This window comes from Nocardia sp. NPDC058114, from assembly GCF_042884695.1.
In the GTDB taxonomy this organism is placed as follows: domain Bacteria; phylum Actinomycetota; class Actinomycetes; order Mycobacteriales; family Mycobacteriaceae; genus Nocardia.
The window spans coordinates 373,590-396,078 of sequence record NZ_JBHVTK010000005.1; the positions used below are offsets into that span (position 1 = coordinate 373,590).

Annotated in this window: 22 protein-coding genes and 1 tRNA gene; 11 read left to right on the plus strand and 12 right to left on the minus strand. The window is 66.2% G+C overall.

What is annotated here, in order from left to right; all coding sequences use genetic code 11:
* The first annotated feature begins 36 nt into the window (after positions 1-36).
* From ACFVVI_RS21280 to ACFVVI_RS21290, 3 genes are all read left to right on the plus strand, one after another.
* Entirely contained in the window at positions 37-474 is a 438-nt protein-coding gene (locus ACFVVI_RS21280; RefSeq protein WP_387446429.1) for a DUF6194 family protein, read from the plus strand.
* Positions 475-591: 117 nt separating this feature from the next.
* Positions 592-888, plus strand: coding sequence for a hypothetical protein (locus ACFVVI_RS21285; protein WP_387446430.1), 297 nt, complete (start codon positions 592-594; stop codon positions 886-888).
* Positions 889-927: 39 nt separating this feature from the next.
* On the plus strand, positions 928-1,095 hold the full coding sequence (locus ACFVVI_RS21290; protein WP_082843603.1) for a DUF4236 domain-containing protein: 168 nt from the start codon (positions 928-930) through the stop codon (positions 1,093-1,095).
* Positions 1,096-1,237: 142 nt separating this feature from the next.
* Here the strand turns inward: ACFVVI_RS21290 and ACFVVI_RS21295 are convergent, their stop codons facing one another.
* Positions 1,238-1,801 carry a chloramphenicol phosphotransferase CPT family protein gene (locus tag ACFVVI_RS21295; RefSeq protein WP_387446432.1) on the minus strand — a complete coding sequence of 188 codons (564 nt, stop codon included), beginning with the start codon at positions 1,799-1,801 and terminating at the stop codon, positions 1,238-1,240.
* A gap of 184 nt (positions 1,802-1,985) precedes the next feature.
* Here ACFVVI_RS21295 and ACFVVI_RS21300 point away from each other — a divergent pair, with 184 nt between their 5' ends.
* Positions 1,986-2,561: a dihydrofolate reductase family protein gene (locus ACFVVI_RS21300; RefSeq protein ID WP_378990454.1), complete on the plus strand. Its 576-nt coding sequence runs from the start codon at positions 1,986-1,988 to the stop codon at positions 2,559-2,561.
* Here ACFVVI_RS21300 and ACFVVI_RS21305 read toward each other — a convergent pair.
* The 3 genes from ACFVVI_RS21305 to ACFVVI_RS21315 all read right to left on the minus strand — a co-directional run bounded on the left by ACFVVI_RS21305 (position 2,543) and on the right by ACFVVI_RS21315 (position 4,249).
* Positions 2,543-3,253 carry a helix-turn-helix domain-containing protein gene (locus ACFVVI_RS21305; protein ID WP_387446434.1) on the minus strand — a complete coding sequence of 237 codons (711 nt, stop codon included), beginning with the start codon at positions 3,251-3,253 and terminating at the stop codon, positions 2,543-2,545. The genes ACFVVI_RS21300 and ACFVVI_RS21305 overlap by 19 nt on opposite strands.
* Positions 3,254-3,314: 61 nt before the next feature.
* Entirely contained in the window at positions 3,315-3,743 is a 429-nt protein-coding gene (locus ACFVVI_RS21310; protein WP_378990452.1) for a hypothetical protein, read from the minus strand.
* A 38-nt stretch (positions 3,744-3,781) separates the two neighbouring features.
* The gene (locus tag ACFVVI_RS21315; RefSeq protein ID WP_387446435.1) at positions 3,782-4,249 is read right to left on the minus strand and encodes a DUF4232 domain-containing protein; all 468 of its coding nucleotides are present in this window, start codon (positions 4,247-4,249) and stop codon (positions 3,782-3,784) included.
* A gap of 378 nt (positions 4,250-4,627) precedes the next feature.
* On the opposite strand from ACFVVI_RS21315, the gene ACFVVI_RS21320 reads away from it, so the two are divergent.
* Positions 4,628-5,770, plus strand: a complete 1,143-nt coding sequence (locus ACFVVI_RS21320) for a serine hydrolase domain-containing protein (protein ID WP_387446436.1) — start codon at positions 4,628-4,630, stop codon at positions 5,768-5,770.
* Between the two features lie 20 nt (positions 5,771-5,790).
* Here ACFVVI_RS21320 and ACFVVI_RS21325 read toward each other — a convergent pair whose 3' ends face one another.
* From ACFVVI_RS21325 to ACFVVI_RS21335, 3 genes are all read right to left on the minus strand, one after another.
* Positions 5,791-6,714: an esterase/lipase family protein gene (locus ACFVVI_RS21325; RefSeq protein WP_387446438.1), complete on the minus strand. Its 924-nt coding sequence runs from the start codon at positions 6,712-6,714 to the stop codon at positions 5,791-5,793.
* A gap of 66 nt (positions 6,715-6,780) precedes the next feature.
* A complete protein-coding gene (locus ACFVVI_RS21330) occupies positions 6,781-10,404 on the minus strand; it encodes a hypothetical protein (protein WP_387446440.1) in 3,624 nt (1,207 codons plus the stop codon).
* Positions 10,401-11,771, minus strand: a complete 1,371-nt coding sequence (locus ACFVVI_RS21335) for a toll/interleukin-1 receptor domain-containing protein (RefSeq protein ID WP_387446441.1) — start codon at positions 11,769-11,771, stop codon at positions 10,401-10,403. The genes ACFVVI_RS21330 and ACFVVI_RS21335 overlap by 4 nt, the downstream gene beginning before the upstream one ends.
* Positions 11,772-12,422: 651 nt before the next feature.
* On the opposite strand from ACFVVI_RS21335, the gene ACFVVI_RS21340 reads away from it, so the two are divergent.
* Together ACFVVI_RS21340 and ACFVVI_RS21345 are read left to right on the plus strand one after the other, a co-directional pair.
* Entirely contained in the window at positions 12,423-13,310 is an 888-nt protein-coding gene (locus ACFVVI_RS21340; RefSeq protein ID WP_387446442.1) for an exodeoxyribonuclease III, read from the plus strand.
* A 12-nt stretch (positions 13,311-13,322) separates the two neighbouring features.
* The gene (locus ACFVVI_RS21345; protein WP_387446443.1) at positions 13,323-13,985 is read left to right on the plus strand and encodes a pentapeptide repeat-containing protein; all 663 of its coding nucleotides are present in this window, start codon (positions 13,323-13,325) and stop codon (positions 13,983-13,985) included.
* 627 nt (positions 13,986-14,612) lie between these two features.
* Here the strand turns inward: ACFVVI_RS21345 and ACFVVI_RS21350 are convergent.
* The 3 genes from ACFVVI_RS21350 to ACFVVI_RS21360 form a co-directional block, all read right to left on the minus strand.
* Positions 14,613-14,685, minus strand: a tRNA-Arg gene (locus tag ACFVVI_RS21350).
* A gap of 73 nt (positions 14,686-14,758) precedes the next feature.
* A complete protein-coding gene (locus ACFVVI_RS21355; RefSeq protein WP_387446445.1) occupies positions 14,759-15,535 on the minus strand; it encodes a DUF1542 domain-containing protein in 777 nt (258 codons plus the stop codon).
* 94 nt (positions 15,536-15,629) lie between these two features.
* Positions 15,630-16,772, minus strand: coding sequence for an acyl-CoA dehydrogenase family protein (locus ACFVVI_RS21360; protein ID WP_378990440.1), 1,143 nt, complete (start codon positions 16,770-16,772; stop codon positions 15,630-15,632).
* A gap of 71 nt (positions 16,773-16,843) precedes the next feature.
* On the opposite strand from ACFVVI_RS21360, the gene ACFVVI_RS21365 reads away from it, so the two are divergent.
* From ACFVVI_RS21365 to ACFVVI_RS21375, 3 genes are all read left to right on the plus strand, one after another.
* Positions 16,844-17,443 (plus strand): TetR/AcrR family transcriptional regulator, encoded by a 600-nt coding sequence (locus tag ACFVVI_RS21365; protein ID WP_387446447.1) that lies wholly within the window; start codon positions 16,844-16,846, stop codon positions 17,441-17,443.
* 111 nt (positions 17,444-17,554) lie between these two features.
* The gene (locus tag ACFVVI_RS21370; protein WP_387446449.1) at positions 17,555-17,932 is read left to right on the plus strand and encodes an ArsR/SmtB family transcription factor; all 378 of its coding nucleotides are present in this window, start codon (positions 17,555-17,557) and stop codon (positions 17,930-17,932) included.
* A 114-nt stretch (positions 17,933-18,046) separates the two neighbouring features.
* Positions 18,047-19,681 (plus strand): long-chain fatty acid--CoA ligase, encoded by a 1,635-nt coding sequence (locus tag ACFVVI_RS21375; protein WP_378990437.1) that lies wholly within the window; start codon positions 18,047-18,049, stop codon positions 19,679-19,681.
* Positions 19,682-19,734: 53 nt separating this feature from the next.
* On the opposite strand, the gene ACFVVI_RS21380 is transcribed toward ACFVVI_RS21375, so the two are convergent.
* Both ACFVVI_RS21380 and ACFVVI_RS21385 read right to left on the minus strand, forming a co-directional pair.
* Positions 19,735-20,127 (minus strand): SCO5389 family protein, encoded by a 393-nt coding sequence (locus ACFVVI_RS21380; protein ID WP_378632123.1) that lies wholly within the window; start codon positions 20,125-20,127, stop codon positions 19,735-19,737.
* Positions 20,128-20,196: 69 nt separating this feature from the next.
* Positions 20,197-21,243, minus strand: a complete 1,047-nt coding sequence (locus tag ACFVVI_RS21385) for an NAD(P)H-dependent flavin oxidoreductase (protein WP_387446450.1) — start codon at positions 21,241-21,243, stop codon at positions 20,197-20,199.
* Between the two features lie 266 nt (positions 21,244-21,509).
* Between ACFVVI_RS21385 and ACFVVI_RS21390 the strand changes: the two genes are divergently transcribed.
* Complete coding sequence (locus ACFVVI_RS21390) at positions 21,510-22,376, plus strand: M23 family metallopeptidase (RefSeq protein ID WP_378632128.1); 867 nt, start codon at positions 21,510-21,512, stop codon at positions 22,374-22,376.
* Positions 22,377-22,489 lie beyond the last annotated feature (113 nt).

Sequence of the window (22,489 nt, forward strand, 5' to 3'; positions counted from 1 at the left end):
TTGGAACCGCTTGCTCGCGAATGAGACGCTCGAAGCATGACGATCGAGGAAGTAACCGACTACGTGACCGGCCTCGGCGGAGTGCTGGTGCTGCGGCCGACCGAGGGGAGTGAGGCTCCCGAGATCAGCTGGGGCGACACCTTCTTCTACTACGCCCCCGACGGCGTCGTTCCCGCCGGTCAGCCCTTCGCCACCATCGTGACCAAGGACTACCCCGGCGACGAGACATCCGACCTGAACCGCCCCGGCAGCTTCCGCGTCAATATCGCCGTGAGCAAGACGACCTTCGCCGCAGCGGCCGCCCCGACCGACGCGAGCATCGAGGACACCGTCGTCGCCCACCCCCTCTACGCGGCCGCGAACTGGCTCGCGGTGGTGAATCCGTCGACTGCCACCGAAGCGACGGTTCGCGAGTTGTTGCGCGAGGCCCACGACCTGGCACGCACCCGATCCGAGCGACGCGCGGCCGAATAGCCGGACTCGGCAGTCGCTCTTGGTTTGCTGGTGACATGGTTGCGACGGCCCGGTCGCATGGTCGCGGTTTATTCCCTCCGGCGCGGTACCTTTCAGATACCAACGAAAGGGGAGGTCATGTCAGTACATCTCCGGCCTGTGCGTTCGCTGTCCAGCGTCAGGTTCGGACCCGTCGAATTGATCACCGGCGGATTGCTGTCGACAGCGGCGGCGCTGACGATGGTCGGCCCCCTGATCGCCGCGCTGCTGATCCGCCGCAGCGGCGCGGGCCGAACCCACCCCAGCGCCCCCCTGATCCTGCTGACCCTCGCCATCGCCCTCGCGATCATCGTCGCCCTCACCATGTTCGCCATCGCTCGTCGTCGCCGACGTTCCGGTTCGTCCTGGCGACCTGCGGAAACCGGTGGGGCGTAACCGGATCGGCTATCCTGGTGGCGATCAGGGAGGCTGCTCATGCCCATCAAGTTTCGTCAGCGCAAATCCTTCGGACCGCTGAAGTTCAACTTCACCCAAGCGGGCCTGTCGTCCTGGGGGATCAAGATCGGCCCCTGGTCCTGGAACTCCCGCACCCGCAAGAACAGCGTCGACCTCCCCGGCCCCCTGAGCTGGCGCCAACGCTGATCGGGCGCCGCCCGCGTTGCTGGTGTGCCCACCGGCCGAAAGCCGCCGCTCGGCCCGTAGTGCCGCCCACCGCAACGCCTGTCCACGCAAGGCGCGCGGAGGTCGAGGGCTGGGTGCAGTCGGCGTCGGGTCGCAACGCATCTCACCTCGTCAGTTCGGCGCGAAGGCGATCGAATGCTCGGTGTGTGGGGGCACGGTCGAGGAACGCGGTGATCTGGGCCGAGCAGTTCTCGACAGTGCCGGTGCTGGTGTCGAGTTCCAGGTCGTAGGTCCGGTGGGCGTGAACCGAATGGATCTGGCCGGCCGCGGTGCCGACGCGGCGATCGCCCCGTTGCTGTTCTCGGCGTTGTAGTTCGTCGAGTGAGCAGTGCACGCCGACGAAGACGACGTCGATGCCGTGCATGACCGTCAGACAATCGCGCAGCCGCCACGGCTCGCTCAGGACGTGGTCCATGACGATGTCGTTGCCCGCCGAAGCCATCGCGGCGACGGCGCGGTGGAACCCCGCTCGGGTCCGTCGCAGGACAACGGCGAGTTCGGCTGGATCCAGCTCATGGGTCCGCGATTCCGACCGCATCGCGCCGATCATGTCGACGCCCATGTGAAAGAAGGGCCGTTCGAGGTCGGCCAGCAACTGCCGCGCGATGCTCGACTTGCCCGAACTCGATACCCCATTGAGAAGAACGACTTGACCGGGCCGTTCCATACGACCCCAGGAAACCGGCATCCGTCCAGCCAAGCAGAACGGGAAAGGAAACTGGCGATTTCGTCGGCCTTGCGCCGGTTATGCCCTCCGAACGCTCGTGTCGGTTTCGTCCAAGACAGGGTGGGGGAGCGTTCCCTAGGCTGGCCGCAGGCAGTTTCCGACGCTCGTATTCAGGAGGATTGTGATGGCACGCGAACTGGTTTACACGGGATTCATGTCGCTCGACGGCGTGGTGGACTCGCCCGGTGGGAAGGTCGAGGGGCATCGCAGTGGCGGGTGGGTGATGGAGACCGAGTTCGTGCCGGAGGCGTATTCGCTCAAGGGTGAGGAACTCGCCGACACCACCGCGCTGATGTTCGGTCGCCGCAGCTACGAGGCGTTCGCCCCGATCTGGCGCGATTCCGAGGATCACGCCGCCTACAAGGAGCTGCCCAAATATGTTGTCTCCTCCTCGCTCACCGACGACGCGCTGATCGAGGGCTGGGGCGAGATCACCATCCTGCGCTCGACCGAGGACATCGAAAAGCTGAAGCAGACCGACGGCGGCCCGATCTACATCCACGGCAGCGCCGAACTGGCACAGCGACTTTCGGACGCCGACCTGATCGATCGATACAATCTGCTCGTGTTCCCGGTGCTGCTCGGCGCGGGCAAGAGCCTGTTCGGCCGGGCCGACCGACCCAAACAGCAGCTGCGCCTGCGCGACTCGGCGACATACTCCAACGGCGTCGCCAAGATGGTCTACGACGTGGTGCGCTGAGTGAGGTCCAGCGCGATCGCACCACTGGCACCCTCGCGCAGCTGCCCCGCCGTCCGGCCGACGAAGCGGCGCAGCGCGCGGGCGAGGTGGGGCTCGTCGTAATAGCCGAGCTTGTCGATGACATCGCCCGGCGTCTCGCCCGCGCTCAGCAGCACCGCCGCGGTGCGGGCCCGCTCGATCTGACGGACCGCGCCCTGGGTGAGGCCCGTCGCCGCCCGGAAGCGACGCTCGAGCGTGCGCTCGGTGATCGCGGGTGTCAGACCACGCAGCGTGTCGGCGACCAGGGCATCACGGACCACGACGCCCTGGCCGACCAGCCGCTCGACCAGCGCTTCCGCGTCGTCGAGGCGCGGTGTCTCCCATCGGTCGCCGTCCAGCCAGAACCCGCGTGCGGTCACATCGGGCAGGACGATCCCACTGTCGACCAGGGTTGTCGCGGTCACCGCGCGCAGCGAGGTGCCGACGGCGAACTGGATTCCGACGAAGTCGGCCCCCTCGGGAACGGGTGCGGTGCTGGTGGCGACTTCCGGCCCGGTGACCGCCGCGAACGGCACACCCTGCTGCTCCCAGAACACCAATCCCCAGGTCTCGGTCGCCACGGATGTCATCTCCGCGACCTGCTCACTGCGGCAGGTCCACACCGACTCCACCCAGGGCGAGTCCGATAGTCGGGTCTCGAACACCAATCCCACCATCGCGATCCTAATCGCGCGGGTTGCCGGATTCAGGTGAAGTCGGCCTGGTCGGTGAGTTCTACGGGAGCGGCAGGCAGGAGCTTCCGGTATTCAGACCGCGCCCTACGACCTCGACCGTGATGTAGTCCGTGGAGGTGTACTGCCCGGGCTTGAACTGCTGGGCGACAAGGTTTTGACGACCGGTGTACTCGGGTGTCCAGTCGAACGTCGCGGTGCCGTTCTCCGGATGGTAGACGGCGACCCCGAGCTGCTTGCCGTTCCCTGGCACCGAACCACCGCTGATGCCGATGGTCACCTCGCCGGCCTCGGAAACCGGTGCGTCGACACCGACGGTGACCGTGTAAGCGCAGCCGGTGCGCAGGCCCTCGGCAGGCTGCTCCACACTCACTCCGGTCACTGCCGCGGTCGCATTCGGTGCGGCGGTCAGCATGGCGGGCACGGCGCCGAGCATCACAGCGATGCCGAATCGGCGAATCGGAAGATTCATGGGATTTCCCTTCTGCGCGTGGTTCAACATTCGCATGATCAGGCCGGCCGCAGTGGGCCGATGAAGGTACCCGCGTGGGTGGCGGCGTCTTGACGGACGACGCTGCCGACCTGCGGCCACGGCACCTGCAACTGGGTGGTGGTGTCGGGCGGGGTCAGGACGATCGTGGTGGGTGTCCAGCCTTCGGGTCCGTCCGAGAGATAAGTGAGTTCGCTGCTCACGGCCGCGCCGGGGGCGACCGTCACGGGGGCGAAACCGGTTTCCTGGCGTGGCAGCGAGTAGTTCGGCCCGTAGGCCGGATGGTCGGGCCCGGCCAGGTCGACGCCCGGGTAGCCCTGGACCAGGCAGCTCTGTTGGGACGTGTTGGTGAGCACGATCCGCAGGGTGTTCTGCTGGGTCGAGGGCGCCGAGTCGTGCTGGGTGGTCGCGGTCAACATCTCGGCCGAACAGATCGGCAGCTGTGCGGAACCGATGGCCGGGACCATGAACATCGCCGGAACTGCCACTGCCACAACCGCTATCGCTCGCTTCGTTCTCACCGTGGAGTTTCCTTTCGTGCAGATTTCGATTCGGGACGTGGGTAGATCGAGACGTCGAGCTTGTCCGTTAACCTCGCTAACGATGTTCCCCATACACGGTGTGGATAACCCGGGGGGTGTGACTCGGTCATGCACCGAATCCGCCGTCACCCGAGTGTGTCAGCGATGTGCGGATAGCGACGATGCGGACCGGACCTCGCCGATCTCGCCGACGCGCTCGCGCCGTGACTCGGCCGGCGCGCGAACGCCGAGTCGATACCGCGGGGTGAGTGCGTTGCCGTACCGCAGTGGGATGTCGAGGGGTGTTCGGCATCGATAGGTTCCCGGTGATGCGAAAGGGGAACGATGCGATACACGATCCTGGCCGCGGTGCTCGCGCTGGTCTCGACGGTCTGCGGGTGCGACGCCGAACCCCGCGCGGACACTTTGCGACGCGACGTCGAGGCGATCGCGGCGCTGGGAACTACGGGAGTGCAGGCCAGGGTCGTGGGCGTCGGGACCCATCAGGCCGCGGTGGCGGGTCACTCGAATGCTTCTGCCCTAGAAGCGGTTTCGCCCGAGGGATACTTCCGGATCGGAAGCTTGACCAAGACGATGGTCGCCACCGTGGTCCTGATGCTGGTCGGTGAACGTCGTCTCTCGCTCGATGACACCGTTCAGCACTGGCTGCCGGATATGGTGCGCGGCAACGGAAATGACGGTGCGAAAATCACAGTTCGGCACCTTCTCCAGCACACCAGCGGTATTCACGAGAGCCCGCCCGAAATGGCCACTGCCGAGGACTATTACCGGCTCCGCTATCAGGTGCGTGATCCGCGCGACACGGTGGCGGCTGCCATGCGGCACGCACCCGATTTCGCGCCGGGTGCGGGGTGGTCGTACTCCAACGTCGGCTATGTCCTGCTCGGCCTGATCATCGAGCAGGTGGCAAACCGGCCCTGGTACGACGAGATCTCCGCACGGATCCTCGAACCACTCGGACTGCGTGACACCCGCTGGCCCGGCGACGCACCGACGTTGCCCGACCCGCACGCGAACGGGTATCAGCAATTCGAGGTCGACGGTCCGCTGATCGATGTCACCGAACTGGTGGACGCCGACGCCTCCGCCGGCTACGTCTCCACCACCGCCGATGTCGGCACCTTCTACCGAAGTCTGCTCGGCGGAAAACTGCTGCGACCCGAAGAGCTGGCTCAGATGCGGACCACGGTGCCGGTCGAGGGCGTCACCGGGCTGGTCTGGCCCGGCGCGAGCTACGGCCTCGGCCTGTTCGCGGTGCCGCTGTCGTGCGGCGGCGCGTATTGGATGCACAACGGCGGTCAGACGGGATTTCTCACCAACGCCGGAGTGACCGATGACGGTGGCCGAAGCGTCGTGGTCTCACTGTCTGCCACGCTCGCTGTCGGTGAGGATGTCACGCAGAGCAAGGGATTCGCGCAACTGCGGACGGTCGGCGAGCTGGTGGACCACGCGCTCTGCGAGAAATAGACCGGCGGCCTTCGGGCCGATTATCCGGCCGGGCAGGGCACCGGGCGAGGGTGTTGTGGATCGAGGGCGTTGAGCAGGTAGGCGGCTGCGCGGGGATCGGCGACGATACCGAGGTGATCGGCCCTGTCTTGCGAACAGCCTTCTTGCAGAACGATATTCGTCACCCCGTCGCCGGGCAGCAGGCCGGACGTATAGGGCAGGACGACCTGGTCGTGGATGGTGACGATATTGGTGTAGCTGATGCCGGGGACATACATGCCGTCGGAATGCAGGTCGACCATCAGTGGCGAACCTGTCTGGGCTTCCTTCCCGGAGGGCTGGGCGGCCAACGCCGCTTCGAGGGCTGGGCCGACACCGAGCTGGGCGGCGTATTCGCGGGCGGTGGCCAACTGATCGCCGAAGGTGCCACTCCATACCGGAGCCAAGGAGACGTAGTTCTCGATCAGGGACGCACCCCCGAATCGTTTCGCGTAATAGTTCGGCAGCAGCGTGCCCAGGGAATGGCCGACGATATCGACCTTCTCGGCGCCGGTCGCCGCCTGTACCCGCTCGATGAAACCGCCGATGGTGCGCGCGTTCTGCTCCGGGGTGCCGGTCATCCCGCCGAGCGCCGAAACCGGCCATGGCAGGTCGAGAGCGCCGTAGGTCAGCGCGAAGACGCAGTAGCCTTCGTTCACCAGCAGCGGAACGATGGTGCCCCAATTGGTTTGGGCGCCGGCGCCGGCTCCGCCGTGCACCATCACCACTGGATTCGGGTGTGCCGCAGTGGGTTTGCAGTCCCAGTCATTGCTGCCGGGCAGCGAGCCGCCGGGATGAGCCAGCTCGGCACGAATGCCACTCCACGTGCTGTATTCCACCGGTAGTTCCGCCTGCGCGGGCCCGGCGCCCACACCCACCGTCACTGCTGCCGCGCACAGCAACGACCTGATTCGCCATCTCGACATGATGAAGCCCCCATTAGAACGTGTTTCAATTCTGTCCTTCGGGGTGACTTTAGCGTGGAATCAGGATCATGCCTGGGGTTTGCCCCAGCACAGCTCGGCGGTCGGTAGGTCGTCCGAAACCCAGTTCTTCCATTGCTCGTCGCTGGGATTCGAGGTGAGTTTGTCGCAGAGCGCGTCCCACCACGCGGCGGGCGCCGGAAGCTGCCATATCCCACCGCCCACGAAAGGAGGCTTGCCGTCCAAGGAGACCCGTTGGGAAACAACGAAAACACGACGTCCGTCCTTGCTGAATTCAAGAATGGGGGTCGAGCCGGCCGGGATGGTGGCGATCGGTTCGCCGATCTGACGTCCGGTGTCGGTGTCCCAGAACCGCAGCGTGCGGTCTCTCGAGGTGGAGACGAGGTACTTGCCGTCGGGGCTGTAGCCGACAGAATCAACGCGCTTGTCGTGGCCTTCGAAAGGCAGCCCGACGGGGTCGCCGCTTTCGGCGTCCCATTGGCGGATCGTCTTGTTGTCTGCGACCGCGATGCGCCGGTCGTCATGACTGAGCGTCATGCTCGTGAAGGAGCCCTTCATTACCTTGCCGACCGATTGCCTCGTAGCGGTATCCCAGATGCGGACGGAATCGCTGCTGAGGGAATACAAGCGACGGCCGTCCTCGCTGAACGCGATTTCGTGCACGCGATTCTTGTGCCCTGTCAACGGATCACCGATCTGCCGCCCCTCGGCCCAGTCCCAGAGCCGGACCGTATTGTCACTACTTCCAGTCGCGAGTGTCTTCCCATCCGGGCTGAAGTCGACCGTTTCTATCGTGTCCTGGTGCCCTTTCATCGGCGCTCCACGCTGCAGCCCATTCGCTACATCCAGGACTCGGATATCGTTGTCCCGGCCCACAACCGCGAGCCAGCGTTCATCCGGGCTGAAGGAGAGCTGGGCGCCTCCCCGGAGGGCCTCGGAAACGATCGCGTCCCCAACCTGCTCACCGGTGTCGGCGTCCAGCCGCCGTAGCGCGCTGTCACGAAGGATCACGATTCGCGGCTGATCCGCGTGGTTATCCATTCCGTAGCCGCTCCCCAGCGCCGCAAGCTCAACCGCTCTGCTGCCGCCTAACTCGGTGGCCAGCGCGGCATCGGGATCGGTGTGGAATACCTGGGCGGTGTTGTCGGCTACAGCAACGATCCGATTGCCGTCAGGGGTGAAGGCGACGGAGTGGACGGCTGCTTTGAGTTCGAGCGGATTGCCGACCGGCTGACCGGTGTTCGGGTCCCACATTCTTACGGTTTTGTCGCTGCCACCCGTAACGACCCGGCCCCCGTCCGGGCTGAACGCCACTGAATCGACGGCGCCGAAATTGCCGGTTACCGGGTTCCCGACTGCGGCGCCGGTATCGGCGTTCCAGATCCGCAACGGTGTGCCTGCGCTCAACAATGTACCGAGGCCAACGGTGTGTCCGCCGGCGGCGATGAAGTGTCCGTCGGGACTGAAGCTCAGGCTCCATATCGCTTCGCCCTCGGCGATGCGCGGGTCGCCGACAGGTACCGTTTCGCCGAGTGCCGCGCCGCTATGGGCGTCCCAGAGCTTTACAGTCCGCTCGGTACCCGCGGACGCCAGACGCTTCCCGTCCGGGCTGAACGCCAGCGCCCACACCTTCGCACCGGGCCCGCTCAGCGATGGACCTATCTGCTGTCCGGTCCGGGCGTCCCACAAACGCGCGTGATCTCCATAGCTCGCGGCGACCCGACCACCATCCGGACTGACGACAGCGGTCGGCAGCCAGTCCGCTCCGCCCGTTAGAGGCGGCCCGATCGGCTTGCCCTCGGCCGAGTCCCAGATCCGAACGATGTCGTTTCGGTCGTTCAATGCGAGATACCGCCCGTCCGGGCTTGCGGCCTCGAGTGTGCCGTCGGCAACGAACGGCTCTCCGCGCGGCTTCCCCGCCTCCGTATCCACCAGCTTGATTCCGGACGGTGTAGGTGTGGCAATCCACCGGCCATCGGCACTGAGCACGCCGCCCTGCGCAGACAGGTCGATGACCTTGTGCAATCGCGCCTCGTTCCGCAATGTCGTCACCAGCGCGCCGAGGTCGGGATCGGTCGAGATTTGCTGTGCTGCGAGCAGTTTGTCGAGTGCCGCCAGCTCGCTGCCGGGCTGGCCGCCGGCCAGCATCGACTGCGCCTGTGAGGTCAGTCGCCCGGCGAGTGCCTCTCTGCTTCGAGCAGCGGCATCATCGCGGGCGATGTCGGCCGATCGCCAATTGATCGCGGCCAGGACAGCGAGCACGACGGATACGACGCACACCATTGCCAGGACAGTTGACAGCCGCCTGAGTCGCCGTCCCGCCCGCCGCTCGTCGTCGAGTTCGGCCTCACGCCGGGCGGCAGCGTCGAGCAGGGCTCGCTTCTCCCTTTCCGCATGGGCCGCCTGCGCCGCGCGCACTTCCTCCGCGCGTCGCCGGTCGCGGTGGTCGCGTACGACGCCCGTGAGCACATCGTGGGTCAGTTCGATCCGTTGCGCGCCGTGGTATTCCTCGAGCCGCACCAGGCGCGAGCCGATCAGCCGAGCGAGTTCGTCGTCTGTCAGCCGTGACGGCACCGCGTCCTCACGGGCGTAGCTGTCGCGGAAACCCTTCTCGGTGATCAGTTCCGACTCGATGAACTCCGCGACTCGCGGTGACAGATCACGCACGCACGACGCGTAGTAGTTCGACAAGATGTCGCGCTTGGCATCCTCGACCAGCTGCTCGTCGAAGTGCGCGCGCCCACGACGCTTGCGCTCTTCGTTGAGCTCGCGGCAGAACAGGCTCAGCAGCGCGGGCTCCACGTCGGAGGCCGCGAGGTTGTCATCGATGTCGACCCACGAGGTATCCCGGCCGAGGTGAAGGTCCTCGCCGGCGATGATGCTGACCACTCGATGCGCGAGAGCATCGGTGATCAGATGCTCGGCCGGGTTGTGGACCGCCTCGAACGCCGCATCGGTGCGGAAGGGAAGCAGCCGCATCCGTGACCGTCCCAGCGCGGGAATGAGCGGGCACCATTCCTCGAGGTTGGGCAGAAAGTCCTCCCGCAACGTGATCAGCAACTTGAAGTCTTGTGACCGCAACCGGAACCGGCCTGCCTCGGCCTCATCGTTGTCGATCCGGGCAGCCACATCGTCGGAAATCCGGTTCTCCGCGAGGTCGCCGAGGTCGTGCATGAATTCCCGGACGAGATCTGGAACGCGCTCACCGAGGGTGAAGAGTTCCTCGAACTGGTCGAGAACGATCACCGGCGTGAGCGGATAGTTCTGTGCACTCCAGAGCTCGAAGTCTTTGCGATGCAGATACTCCCAGAGCGATTCATCGTCGCCGGGCAATATCGCATCGGGCGCTTCGGCCCGGATCGAGTCGCGCACCGATCGGTGTAGCTGGCGAGACAGTGCCGCCGCGTTCGGTGTGAGATCCAAGCGTATGTAGATCGGCAGGAAGTGCTCGTTGCGCAGTGCCGGAAAGAGGCCGGCTCGCAGCAGCGAGGTCTTTCCGAGACCGGACCGCCCGTACAAGATCGTGACCGGGGCATCGCGGACGTGGTTCAGCAAGGACTCCGCTTCACGGTCGCGCCCGAAGAAGAACGCCTGCCCGTTTTCCTCGAAGGACTCCAGGCCCGGCCACGGGTTCTCGCTGTCGAGTTGCCCCGCTCGCGTGACGGCAGTCATGCCGCTGTCCGCCGCATCGCGCGGATTTCGTCCTTCAGCACGGCGATGAGCCCCGCATCCGGCTCACCGCCGGGTGCCCTGCCGAAGTGCAAGCGCCCGAAGCTGTCCGGCATCTGCCGGTAACGGCTCGGGTTGAGATCGTAGTTGTCGTCGATAACCACGGGCACGATGAAGCGGCGGCTCGGGATGGAGCGTGCGCGATCTGCCGCCTCGTACCATTCTTTGAAAACGTAGCCTTCCTCCGCGTGCTCGGTGTTCGCGGAGATGATCGGGACGAACAGACGGACGGTTCGGCGGATGCTGCACAGAATCTCGTGTTCCCACGCATCTCCTGGGCTGAGCCGCCGCTCGTCGAGCCACACGTCACCGCCGAGACTCGTGATGGCGTCACAGACCCGCTTGGCCGCGTCGGCGTCCTCCCGCATATAGCTGATGAAGATCGTCGGAGCGTCCGGAAGCGGGCGAAGGGCGTCGCCAACCGCGTCATGGCGCCTCGGAGTGGTCTGCTGCACCCAGCGCGCGCGTAGTTCCGCGACAAAGGTCGCCGGGTCGATGTCCAGTTGCTGGACCAGCGTCTTGCGGCAGTACGTCGCGAAAAAACTCGACAGGGAAGGTTCTCGTGACGCCGAGCAGCCGGCGAGAAAGAATGGAATGCGTTCCAGCGACAGCCGGGTATTGCTGGACATCCGCAGGAGGAACCGTCCGAGCCAGTCGGGGATCTCGCAGCCGATGAAGAGTAGGGGATGTTCCTTCAGTTGGTAACCGACCCAGTCGGGAAGGCTCGCCTTTTCGCTGAGTAATGCGTGCAGCCACTCCAGCCGGTCCTCCTCATGGATCGCATACTGAGGGGTGGAGGCCGCTTGACCGTACAAATTCAGAACGACGGTATCGGCGGGCGTGGCCGGTTGGGCATTTCGCGACTGTTCACTGGTGGATTGATTGGGAGAGAACGAAATCTCCCGCGCGCCTTGCCTTCCCTGGAAACGGACCTCGTTCACTGCCTTCGCGAGTACTCGGTCGGGCGTCGTGCTCACGAACAAGCGCAGGTCATCGATCGCGGCGAGGTTTCGAAGTGCGTCGCCGGGCTCTGGATCGACCTCCACGATGATGTCGTTGATGACGCGATACAACCGCTCTATCTCGTCTTGGCCGCGCTCGCGCAGGAACGCCGCCACCGCCGCATCCATGGTGGTCGGTCCGGGCGGCACGGAGAGGTTCCAGCGTTCGGCCAGGCGCTGGCCGATGAGTGTGGTGAATGTCTGATCAGCGTCGCCGATATCGACCCTGGTCACGTCGGGCCCCACAACCGGCACCAGAACCCGCTGCCGGATATGCGCGAGAAGATCGTCCCAGAAATCGTCGTTCATGCCCAAACACTCGATCCGGATTGCGCCACAAAACGCCCGGCCACGCCGGGTGGCGCAGCACCAGCGTGGAATGTCCCGAGAACGCGTTCAGTACCGAATCAACAGTAGGCTCCGACGTAATCGCGTCGTAGAGTAGTCGGCTACTCGAACTTCGCCGAGCATCAGGTCACCGGGCTGGAGCCGCAGTGCGCTGTGGTGCCCTCGGCAGGACACACAAAACACAGACAACCGGAAAACGCCTGGTCATAGTTGGTCATTGTCTGATCTGAGTCTATCGCCCTGGTGTGGCAGGTCGCCTGCTGCTCCAACTTTTGGACGTATCCTGGGCGGCGTACATCCGAGATGAAACGGGCGTGACGACATCAGAGCTTGATCGGCGGGGTCCAGTCCGTGCTCGCTCAGCTTCGGCCTCGGCTTCCTGCCTGGCCTTCACATCTCGTGTCCGTGGCGGCGTGCGCACCGAGATATTCGGTCTGAGCTGCCGGTGCTTCGGCGTCGATAAACCGAGTGCCGTTGGGGGAGGTGAGAACACACGGTCCCCTCCATCGGCTTGCGCGAGGGAAAACCAGTTCGCCGATCTCCCCGGCCCCACCGAGGTCGCGTACCGGAGCTGCCCGAGCGGGTGACGGGGGACTCCGGCACAGTGTTGCCATGGGTTCGTCGGTCGCTGATTCTCTCACTGTCGCCACATTCAACGTGAACGGAATCCGCGCGGCACGTCGTCGTGGATTCGACCAGTGGTTGCGGGCGCGGTCGGTCGACGTGGTCGCGTTGCAGGAGTTGCGTTGTCCCGCATCTGATGTGGGCACTTTCCCGGGCTATTCGGCGGCGGTGGACGTGGGTTCGGTGGCCGGTCGTAACGGTGTGGCCGTACTGACGAGGGTTTGCGCCGCTGCCGTGCGGACGTGGGTGACCCACCCACCCCGGGCCCGCGGACTCGGTGAGTTCGCCGCACAGGGACGCTATATCGAGGTCGACCTGGCCGACCGGCCGGTGACGGTGGCCTGTCTGTATCTGCCCAAGGGTGGTCTGCCCTCGCATCTCCAGCGCCCGGGATCTATGCGCGAACAGCCCGACGGTGGGGTCAAGTACGAACGGAAGCAGAGGTTCCTCGCGGCGTTCGCCCGCGAAGTGCATCGGAACCGGCTCGCGGCGCTGAGCGCGGGACGCGAGTTCGTCCTCACCGGGGATCTGAACATCGCGCACACCCGGCACGATGTGACCAACTGGCGTGCCGCCCGCACGATGGACGGATTCCTGCCTGCCGACCGCGAGTGGTTCAGTTCGATTCTCGGCACGCGCCGACTCGTCGACGTGGTGCGACAGGTGCACGGCGATCGCCAGGGTCCACTCACCTGGTGGAGTTGGGCGGGTCGATCGTTCGCCAAGGATGTGGGTTGGCGCGTGGACCACCAACTCGCGACACCCGGTCTCGCCCGCCTCGCCACGTCTGTCGTCGTCGACAAGGAACCGTCACCCGCCGAGCGCCTCTCCGATCACGCCCCACTCGTGGTGACCTACTCGGCAATGCCTGACTGAAGGAAAAGTAGTATGGGGCAGTTGATTTATGGCCGGACCAGGAGCGATGTCAAGCGTTGGCCTTCTGACCCTGCGGCTCAAGTGGCTCTGGGGCTCTACCTGGATCAATTGCCACCGGTGTCGATGTCGATGTCGGCGTCGAATCTCTTCAATGGGGACGGTCTGAACCTTTCCCGCTCTGATGTATCGGGTTTGTTCTTGGAGGGCGCGTCCTTGAATGGGGCCGATCTGACTTCGGCATGTGTATCCGATGTGGATCTGTATACAGCGTGGATGATCTCGGCCGATTTGCGTAATGCTGATTTCAGTCGTAGCGATCTCCGCAAGGTCGAAGGTCGTGGCTGTTCGGCAACTGGTGGTATTTTCTGTGATGCCCGTCTTCAGAGCGCGGTCTTCGAGGATTCGGACTTCCGGCGTGCAAATCTGGTCGGTGCTGACTTGCGGAGCGCAAGCTTTGCGGATGCCGATCTCGGATCCGCCGATCTGCGAGGCTGCGAGTTTTCTTCGACAGACTTTTCGGACGCACGAATGGGCGGATGTTCGGTGGCAGGCGCTTCGGGGTCCATAATTGGTCCAGTGGATGTCGGAGTGAAATCGGCTATGGTTCTCGCGGGTCTCGAGCTCAAGAAATGGTTCAGCGAAAATGGAGCTGTGGATGTCACCATTCGATCGTGACCCGGCTGTCATTGACTCCCAAGCCTGGTCGGATCGACATCGATCGTGGCATGTATCGGGGCTGTGACCGGCAGCGCGCCCAGAATCCTCCGTGAGTCCATTCGTCGGCCGCGCGGCGGTGGATTCGGTGCGGGCTGTCTCGGCGGATCGTTCCGGTTTGCGGTGCATGCGGGTCTTTTCGGCATCTTTACGGGTAGGTGCGCCGGGAAGTCTGGTCGGCAATCCGGCTCGAAGTCCGTCGAGTCGGATTCGATCGGCGACGGGTGCTCCATCTTGCGACCACAGCTCATCGCTTTCCCCATCACCGGGACGGTTGCTGTACTCGTTCCGCAGGTGCAGCGTCGATGACGCCTGTGACGGGGCGGGGAGTCGGAACCGGTGGCGGCCAGATGGCCAAGTCCGTGGAACCGGCCGCTGCGCGCCGCGAAGGACATGGTGCCGGGACTAACCGGTGCCGGTGAGAGGCCCGGTCGCCGATATCCCGTGTACCGATGCGTGCATTCCCATGTTCGCTGTGCCCTGCCACTCCAGAGGGACGAACGCGCCTGACCTGGACTTTCGTGTGCGAACTTTGTCGGAATCGCGAGGAAACGGCCGTTGACCTGCGAAATTAGTGTCGCAGGTTTGTGCCCTCGGCAGGATTCGAACCTGCGACCTACCCTTTAGGAGAGGGTTGCTCTATCCCCTGAGCTACGAAGGCGTGGCCAGGCTGGGCTGGCCGAGCTGAGTATAGCGTGGGGCCGGGGTCGGTGGCAGAGGCCCGTTGGGCGGGGTCAGAAGCCGCCGAAATCGCCGCCGCCGCCGCTGTCGAAACCGCCGCCGGTGTCATAACCTCCGCTGTTGCCGAAGTCGCCGCCGGTGTCGCCGGGGTCGAATCCGCCCTGGTCGGTGCCGGGATCGACGGCCGCTTCGCCGGTGCCGTCCTCGAAGGCTTGCGCGTTGTAGCTGACCCCGCCCATTCCGGCGAACAGCGTGGTGAACAACAGTGCCGAGCCCGCGCCCCAGGCGCCGGCGATCAGCGCGGGCTTCCACCACGGCTCGGAATACCAACCGGCGGGGACGGGGCGACCCGCCACGCGGCCGCCGGGGAAATAGTTCGGTGTGCCCGCGGAGGGGGCGGGGGAGGCGGTGATCGAGCGGCCGTTGTGGGCGATGGTGCGCTGCTCGTCGACCTGGCCGGCGATGTCCTGGCCCTCGATGGCCGGGATCGCAGGGCCGGGGTCCATGTCCATCGCGGTGCGGGCGGCGCGAATGTAATAGAGGCCCTCCAGGGCGGACTGCTTGGCCAGGCGGGCTTGGGCGGAGGAGCCGGCGCGGTCGATCTGGCCGCCCGCGGCGTTGTACCGTTCGGATGCGTCGGCCAGGGCCTGTCGTGCGGCTTCGTTGCGCGGAGTCAGCTGGTAGACCTGTCCGCCGAGCCGCTCGATGGTCACCCGCGCGTCGGCCTGTGCTTCCTCGAGCTCGCGCGCGTTGCGCTTGTTCTGTTCGGCACGCAGGTACAGCAGAGCACCGACGCACACGATCACGATCACGATCAACCACCACAGCATCGCGCGCCTCATTTCGTCGAGGTGTCGAGATGCCGTCCAGTTTACTGATCGGTTGCCCGAACGCGCTGACCCCTATTGATCAGCGCGTTGCCTATTAGCTACCGGCGAGGTGGCGGGCGATGACCAGGCGCTGGATCTGGTTGGTTCCCTCGAAGATCTGCATGACCTTCGCTTCGCGCATGTAGCGCTCGACGGGGAAGTCCTGGGTGTAGCCGTAGCCGCCGAAGACCTGGACCGCGTCGGTGGTCACCTTCATGGCCGCGTCGGTGGCGGCCAGTTTGGCGACCGAAGCCTGGCGCGAATACGGCAGGCCAGCATCGCGGCGGCGGGCGGCGTCGAGGTAGGTGGCGCGGGCGGTGTCGACGGCGGCAGCCATGTCGGCGAGGACGAACCCTAGGCCCTGGTGGTCGATGATCTTGCGGCCGAAGGCTTCTCGTTCCTTGGCGTAGGCGACGGCCTCGTCGAGCGCGCGCTGGGCGACACCGGTGGCGACGGCGGCGATGCCGAGGCGGCCCGCGTCGAGCGCGCTGAACGCGATCGAAAGTCCCTGTCCCTCTTCGCCGATGCGACGTTCGGCGGGCAGGAACGCGTCGTCGTAGGCGGCGGTGGTGGTGGGGATGGCGCGCAGGCCCATCTTCTCCTCGGGCTTGCCGAAGCTCAGGCCCTCGGTGCCCGCGGGGACGAGGAAGCAGGAGATGCCGCGCGACCCCTCGCCGGTGCGGGCGAACAGGGTGTAGAAGTCGGCGCGGCCGCCGTTGGTGATCCAGGCCTTGGTGCCGTTGAGGTTGTAGCCGCCGTCGACGGGGGTGGCCCGGCACCGCAGGGCGGCCGCGTCGGAACCGGCGTGCGCTTCGGAAAGGCTGTAGGCGCCGATGGTTTCGCCCGAGAGCATGCCGTCGAGCCACTGCTGCTTCTGCTCGTCGGTGCCGTAGGTGAACAGCGGGTGGCAGGACAGGCCGTGCACGCTCACCGCCACGGCGACGGCGGCCCAGCGGCTCGCGATTTCCTCCAGCACCTGGAGGTACACCTCGTACGGCTGCGCGCCGCCGCCGAATTCCTCCGGATACGGCAGGCTGAGCAGCCCGGCCGCGCCGAGCGCCGGGAACACGCCGTCCGGGAAGACGCCGGTCTTCTCGCTCTCGGTGACACGCGGCTCGAGCACCTTGTCGGCGATGTCGCGGGTCAGTTCGATCAGCTCACGTGCCTCGGCGGTGGGCAACATCCGGTCTACAGCCATGTCATGACAGTACGCCGAGCACTGAATTGCGTGCAATGTGACATGTAATTTTGTAGCCCTATACTGGAGTGATGCCTGCGCTCCCACCGAACAAGCATCAGGAGAAGAGTCTGCGGACCCGGACGCTGCTGCTTGATGCCGCCATCGAGAGCCTGGCCGAGGTCGGCTATGCGGGTGCCTCTATCGCCGATATCACGGCCAGGGCGGGGGTGACGCGTGGCGCGCAGCTGCATCAGTTCCACACGCGCGGTGAACTTCTAGCTCAGGCGATCGGCCATCTCACCGATCGTCAGCGAGAAGCCATGCTGCGTAAGGCGAAAGCGGTGCCGGACGGTAGGTCGGCGGGCGCTGTACTGGTCGAGTTGGTCACCGCTACCTTCGCGGGCAAGCTCGGTCGTGCCGCGGTGGAGCTGTATGTGGGAATCGCCAACGACGCGGCGCTACGCCGTGAAATGTTGCGGGTACAGCACGAACTCACCGTCGAGCTGCTCGACCGCTGTGCCGGGCTGATCGACCCCGCCATCACCGGTGAGCGCTTGGAGAGCACCTTCTGGCTCACCATAAACCTGGTCCGTGGCGCCACTCTCGACGAGATGGTCGGCCGTGATCGCGTTCGTCGCAAAAAGGTGCTGGCCGACTGGACCGCGCTCGCCGAGATCGCGTTGCGCTGAGCGGATTCCGGCCCTCGGTCCGGCGCTTGCCTCGGCACTCGGATGTCGGCCTGACCAACGTCCGGAGCGGCGCCTACGGGGGAACCGGCATCGGCGATCTATTATCTGCGCATGAATGCAGATGCCCGCTCGCCTCTGGCCGAGGATCAGGTGGGGTTGGTGGTCGAGGTGTTCCGAATGCTGGCCGATCCGACGAGGGTGCAAGTCCTCTGGGCGCTGGCCGATCAAGAACTCTCGGTGAACGAATTGGCGAGCCGGGTGGGCAAGCCGGGCCCCTCGGTGTCCCAGCATCTGGCGAAACTGCGGATGGCCAGGCTCGTGCGTACTCGTCGCGAGGGGACCACCATCTACTACAGCCTCGACAACGACCATGTCCGCAGCCTGGTCGTCGACGCGGTACACAACGCCGAACATGCCGGTCCCGGAGTGCCATCGCACCATAGGGGGCCCGATGGTCAGCCGCCGCACGCGCTGCCGCCCGGTGCGTGATGACGATCCGACCTGCAGGAATGTTGTCGGAGGAAACGATTGCGAGCCTCAAACCTTTCGGTAGCATCCGTTGTGACGTGGCTCATGCCACGGCAGGGACTTGAAGGAGCACCGATGCTGAGCACCATGCAGGACGACCAGCTCTCGCTGGCCAAACTGCTCAACTATGCCGCAACTTTCCAGGGCGATTCGACTGTGTCCACATGGACCGGTGACGGTGTTCGCACCATGACCTACCGTGAGCTCGGCGCCGATTCGGCCCGGCTGGCCAACGCGCTGCGGGGTCTCGGCATCGAAGAGGGCGACCGCGTCGGCACCTTCATGTGGAACAACAACGAGCACATGGTCGCTTACATCGCGGTGCCCGCGATGGGCTCGGTGCTGCACGCGCTCAACATCCGGCTGTTCCCCGAGCAGTTGGTCTTCGTCGCCAACCACGCCGAGGACAAGGTCGTGCTCGTGGACGGCACGCTGGTGCCGCTGTTCGCGCAGTACCTACCGAACCTGAAGACCGTGCAGCACGTGATCGTCGTCAACGGCGATCCGGCCGCGCTCACCGCGCCCGAAGGCGTCACCGTGCACTCCTACCGCGAGCTGCTCGACGCCCAGTCCGCCGACTTCGACTTCCCGGTCGTCGACGAGCGTTCGGCCGCCGCGATGTGTTACACCTCCGGCACCACCGGCGACCCGAAGGGCGTCGTCTACTCGCACCGTTCCAACTGGCTGCACGCGATGCAGGTGAACTCGCCCAACGGCATGGGTTTCCAGGGCTCGGACTACGTGCTGGCGATCGTGCCGCTGTTCCACGCCAACGCGTGGGGCCTGCCGTACGCGGCGCTGATGTCGGGCGCCAACGTCCTGATGCCGGACCGCTTCCTGCAGCCCGGCCCGCTGCTGGAGATGATGGCGGCCGAGAAGCCGACCTTCGCCGCCGCGGTGCCCACCATCTGGGGCGGCGTGCTGGCCGCGCTGGCCGCCGCGCCGCAGGACATCTCGCACCTGCGTACCGCGGTCGTCGGTGGCTCCGCGGTGCCGCCCGCGATGATGCGCGCGTTCGAGGAGAAGCACGGCGTGCGCATCCTGCACGCGTGGGGCATGACCGAGACCTCCCCGCTGGGCAGCGTCGCGCACGCGCCCGCGGGCGTCAGCGACGACGATGCCTGGGAGTACCGCTACACGCAGGGTCGTTTCCCGGCCAACGTCGAGGCCCGGCTGGTCGGCGACGACGGCAAGGTCGTCCCGAACGACGGTGAGTCGCTCGGCGAGCTCGAGGTCCGCGGCGCGTGGATCACCGGCTCCTACTACTCGCCCACCGGCGCGGAGATCGACCCGGACAAGTTCGACGACGGCTGGCTGCGTACCGGCGATGTCGGCAAGATCAGCGCCAACGGCTACCTCACCCTGGTCGACCGCTCCAAGGACGTGATCAAGTCCGGTGGTGAGTGGATCTCCTCGGTGGATCTCGAGAACGCGGTGATGGGCCACGCGGCCGTCGCCGAGGCCGCGGTCATCGGTGTGCCCGACGAGAAGTGGGACGAGCGCCCGCTGGTCGCCATCGTGCTCGCCGAGGGCGCTGCCGCCGAGGCGGCCGAGCTGCGCGACTACCTGGCCGACAAGTTCGCCAAGTGGCAGCTGCCCGAGCGCTGGACCTTCATCGCCGAGGTGCCCAAGACCAGCGTCGGCAAGTTCGACAAGAAGCGCCTGCGCGCCCAGTACGCCGAGGGCGAGCTGGACGTCGTCACGGTGTAGCGAAAACGACAAGGCGGGCGTGGAATTGCTTCCACGCCCGCCTTTTTCGTCGATCAGCAGTTGCGCAGCTCGGGGCTCTGATTCAAGAGCTGGGCGCGAGGGCTGATGTAGGTGGTGTAGGTCTCCCCGCCGACGGCCGACAGCGGGAACGCCGCGACCCGATGGCAGTTCTGGAAGGCCAGCTTCACACCGAAATGCCGTTCCAGGCCGCCGCGGATGGCGTCGGAGGCCAGGGCGCGCAGCAGCTGCCCGCGAGCCACCTCGTCCGGCGGCGGGATCCGGTTGTCGGCGTATTCGTCGGTGCCGGTGCGCAGGTCTTCGGCCACCCGGCTCACCACCTCCCACGCGTAAGGCAGGGAGGTACGGACACATTCGACGAATTCGGCGTCGTCGATATTGCCTTGTTCTGCGCGTTCGAGTAATGCGGCGGGAACATCGAGGGACATGGCTCTCCTCCTGCTTGGGGGTGGTCGGCGGGACGCGATGCCAGGTCCGAGTCTAAACGAAATCCGTTGTCAATAACCCTGAATTCGTTCCGAAAGTGCTTTCCGGAGTGCGCTTTTCGCGTCGGCGGCGAGATCGGTGACCAGTTCGCTTGCCGGTTGCCCGGTGCTCAGCGAGTGCGCTTGCCCCGCCCACAGATTCACTTCGTCGGTGTTGCCACCCGCCCGCGCGGCCGCCCGCAAGGGGGCAGTGGCGTAATGGATTTCGGGGTACGCGGCGGGCGCGTCGGCGGTGTGGTCGACGAGGAAACGGTTGCGGATCCCGCGCGCGCGACGTCCGGTGAACGCGCGCGTGAGCATCGTCGGTTCCGGCGTCCCGATCGCACCACGATGCACGGCGTTGGTGCCGGCTTCCGGGCAGCGCAGCAGCGCGGTGCCGATCTGCGCCGCCGACGCACCGGCCGCCAGCACCCCGGCCACGCCTGCGCCGGTGGCGATCCCGCCCGCCGCCACGAGCGGGCGGGAGGTGACGGCGGTGAGCAGCTGGATCAGGGTGAGCAGGCCGGGCGGGTCGATCGGGTCCTCGGCGGGATCGTCGAGGAAGCTCGCGCGGTGCCCACCCGCCTCGGCGCCCTGGGCGATCAGCACGTCGGCGCCCGCCTCGACGGCGATCAGCGCCTCGGCGGGGGAGGTGACCGTGACCCACACCTCCGAGCCGACCGCGTGCAGCCGGTCCACCTCCACCGCGCTGGGGCAGCCGAAGGTCGTCGAGACCACGGCGACCGGATCGGCGACCAGCAGATCGAGCTTGTCGTCCCATCCGTCGGTGTCGTGCTCAGGGGTGCCGATCGGGAATTCGGCGCCGAGTTCGGCGAGGTAGGTGGCGTAGGCGGCCGGATCGGCCACCGCGCCGGGCGCGAACAGGTTCACCCCGAACGGCGCCGTGGTGGCGGCTCTGGTCGCCTCGATCTGCGCTGCCACCGCCTCGGTGCCGAGGTATCCGGCGGCGAGCTGGCCGAACCCGCCCGCGGCCGCGACGGCGACCACCAACTCGGGTGTGGACGGGCCGCCCGCCATGGGCGCGGCGACGATGGGGACGGTCAGGGTCTCGATCACCATGGGTCGAGTCTGGTCGGTCGGGACCGTGTTCAGGCCCGGTGACAGCGCGTGTGACGGGTCGGACACTGTGATTGTTACTGTGCGGCACGTCATCTACCTGCGAATTCGTGACAGAAGGTTGCGGAATGGTCACGGCCGGGTAGAGTTCGCGTCACAACGGATGCCGAACCGTTACACATAGTTCGGCATCGGAGAACACCCAGGTGGTCTCCGGCCCGGTCGCAGACCGGTTTCGTTTCCTTGTTGTCGGACGCTAGGACGAGATCTTGTCGCAGCACCGTGTGGGTCCCGAATCCATCTCCGTGCAGGCCCTGCTTGCGCACGCGGATGGCCGGAGCCCGAGCAGGAGCAGGCACCGCGCCGAGGCGTCGCGTTCCGATCGTGTTCGGGTCGCCGCCAGTGCCGCGGTCGCCGCGGGCGCGTTGGTCGGCGTCACCGCTCAGATCGCCCCGGCCCTGGCCTTCGCCGCACCGCTGCTGCCGACCCACGACGACAGCGTCGAGGAATCGGTCGTTCCCGAGTCGGCCCGTCAAGATGTCGACCTCGTCGCCGCGCAGGAAGTCGCCGCGCACGTCGAGACCCCCGCACCGGTGACCGCGGTCGCCGCGCCGATCGCCGCCCCCGTGGCCGCGCCCTTCGGGATCGGCAACCTGCCCCCCGAGATCTCCGGCCCGCTGTCGCAGGTCGAGGACATCCTTCAGGGCATCCAGCACCAGGTCGCGCCGCCGCAGGCCACCCGCCCGGTCGCGGGCCCGATCAGCTCCGGCTTCGGCTCGCGCTGGGGTGCGATGCACTACGGCCTCGACTTCGCCGACTCGATCGGCGCCCCGATCAAGTCCGTGTCCAACGGCACCGTCATCGAGGCGGGCCCGGCGTCGGGCTTCGGCCTGTGGGTGCGGGTGCTGCACGACGACGGCACCACCGGCGTCTACGGTCACGTCAACGAAATGCTGGTCAGCGAAGGCCAGCGGGTCAACGCGGGCCAGGTCATCGCGACCGTCGGCAACCGCGGCCAGTCCACCGGCCCGCATCTGCACCTCGAGATCTGGGATCAGGGCGGCGCCAAGATGGACCCGATTCCGTACCTCGCTTCCAAGGGCGTGCCGCTGGAATGGGGCCCTTCCGCGCACTGAGTTTCTGGAGCGCTGGCGCGCTCGAGTTCGCGGCCCCGCCGGTCCCGTCGATCAGGCGCCGTTGCTTGCTCCTTCGTCGCCTACGCAACGGCACCTGATCGACGGGACGGCCG